The sequence below is a fragment of the Rhizobacter sp. genome, assembly GCF_031412075.1.
Taxonomy (GTDB): domain Bacteria; phylum Pseudomonadota; class Gammaproteobacteria; order Burkholderiales; family Burkholderiaceae_C; genus Rhizobacter.
In genome coordinates this window covers 1-2,136 of the sequence record NZ_JANOCG010000664.1, presented here as the reverse complement: position 1 = coordinate 2,136, position 2,136 = coordinate 1, and the positions used below count along the sequence as shown (strand labels likewise).

Sequence of the window (2,136 nt, the reverse complement as noted above, 5' to 3'; positions counted from 1 at the left end):
CGCGCTGCTCTTGGTCTTCATTTTGGGCATGTTGATGCTCCTTCTAGTGTGTCCCTGGGGCGATGCCGGTGAACCCGGCATGCTTGTTGGCCTCAGGAGACTTGTAAGCCGGTGGGCGACCAAACCCGCCGGCTGAACTCGGTTTCGGACTTAGCGCTTTTTCGGCGCCAGGACCATGATCATTTGCCGACCTTCGAGCTTCGGCATGTTCTCGACGATCGCCACGTCGGACAGTTCATCGCGAATCCGCTCCAGCAGGCGCATACCAATGTCCTGGTGGGTGATTTCGCGGCCCCGGTAGCGCAACGTGACCTTGCCCTTGTCGCCGTCTTCGGCGATGAAGCGGCGCAGATTGCGCATCTTGATCTGGTAGTCGCCTTCGTCCGTACCCGGACGGAACTTGACTTCCTTGATCTCGATGACCTTCTGCTTGGACTTGGCTTCGGCAGCGCGCTTCTGCTCGATGTACTTGAACTTCCCGTAGTCCATCAACCGGCAGACCGGTGGATTGGCGGTGGGGGAGATCTCGACCAGGTCCACATCCATCTCGCCCGCCATGCGCAGGGCTTCTTGGATGCTGACGACCCCGATGGGTTCATTCTCGGGACCGTTCAGACGGACTTCGGGAGCCATGATTTCGCGGTTCAACCGGTGCTTGCGCTCCGGAATTGCACGACGGTCGGCAAACGTAGCGATGGTGGTGACCTTTCAACAGGCCCCAAGGCGAAGGGCCCAAACAAAACAAATCGCGCCCGGCGGGCTGGTCAGACCTTGTTGGTGATGTCTGCGGAGATCCGGTTGAGGAAGTCCTGCAGGGGCATCACGCCAAGATCCTGGTTGCCACGGGCGCGTACCGCAACGCTGCCATTTGCCTTTTCCTTGTCGCCTACGACAAGGATGTACGGCAGCTTTTGCATTGAATGCTGACGGATTTTATAGGTGATCTTCTCGTTGCGCAAATCGGCGGAGGCCCTAAGCCCTTGTTTTTGCAGCGATTTCACAATTTCCGCAACGTAATCTGCCTGTGCGTCGGTGATATTGGCCACGACGACCTGCGTCGGCGCCAGCCAGACGGGCAGCGCGCCGGCATGCTGCTCGATGAGGATGCCGATGAAACGCTCCAGGCTGCCGACGATGGCGCGGTGCAGCATGACGGGGTGCTTGTGCTGGCCGTCCTCGTCGACGAACTGGGCGCCCAGCCGCCCCGGCATCGAGAAATCGACCTGCATCGTGCCGCACTGCCATTGGCGGCCCAGCGCGTCCTTGAGCGTGTATTCGATCTTCGGGCCGTAGAAGGCGCCGTCCCCGGGCGAGATGATGAAGTCCACGCCCGAAGCGCGCAGCGATTCCATCAACGCGTGTTCGGCCTTGTACCAGACCTCGTCTGAGCCGATGCGGGCCTCCGGGCGCGTCGCCACCTTGTAGATGATGTCCGTGAAGCCGAAGTCCTCATAGACCTTTTGCAGCAGCGCTGTATAGGCGACGCATTCGGGCAGGATCTGATCTTCCGTGCAGAAGATGTGGCCATCGTCCTGCGTGAAGCCGCGCACACGCATGATGCCGTGCAGGCCGCCTGTGGGCTCGTTGCGGTGGCACTGACCGAACTCGCCGAAGCGCAGCGGCAGGTCACGGTAGCTCTTGACGCCGTGCTTGAAGATCAGGATGTGGCCAGGACAGTTCATCGGCTTGAGCGCGTAGTCGCGCTTTTCCGATTCCGTCGTGAACATGTTGTCCTTGTACTTGTCCCAGTGGCCCGAGGCTTCCCACAACGTCTTGTCCAGCAACTGCGGGCCCTTGACCTCGAGGTAGCCGTTGTCGCGGTAGACGCGGCGCATGTACTGCTCCACCTCCTGCCACACCGTCCAGCCCTTGGGGTGCCAGAAGACCACGCCTGGCGCGTGCTCGTCGATGTGGAAGAGATCGAGTTCCTTGCCAAGCTTGCGGTGGTCGCGCTTCTCCGCTTCCTCGAGCATGGTCAAGTACTTCTGCAGGTCGTCCTTGCTCGCCCAGGCCGTGCCGTAGATGCGCTGCAGCTGCTCGTTGCGGTGGTCGCCGCGCCAGTAGGCACCCGCCACCTTCATCAGCTTGAAGTGCTTGAGCTTGCCCGTGCTGGGCACGTGGGGGCCGCGGCACAGG

2 protein-coding genes are annotated in these 2,136 nt (G+C 61.2%); both read right to left on the bottom strand.

Features of this window, described 5'->3' with window-relative positions:
* Positions 1 to 150: 150 nt before the first annotated feature.
* Positions 151 to 648: a translation initiation factor IF-3 gene (infC, locus tag RMO40_RS24700; protein ID WP_309726488.1), complete on the bottom strand. Its 498-nt coding sequence runs from the start codon at positions 646 to 648 to the stop codon at positions 151 to 153.
* A gap of 116 nt (positions 649 to 764) precedes the next feature.
* On the bottom strand, positions 765 to 2,136 hold a 1,372-nt coding region (gene thrS / locus RMO40_RS24695; RefSeq protein ID WP_309726486.1), incomplete at its 5' end, for a threonine--tRNA ligase.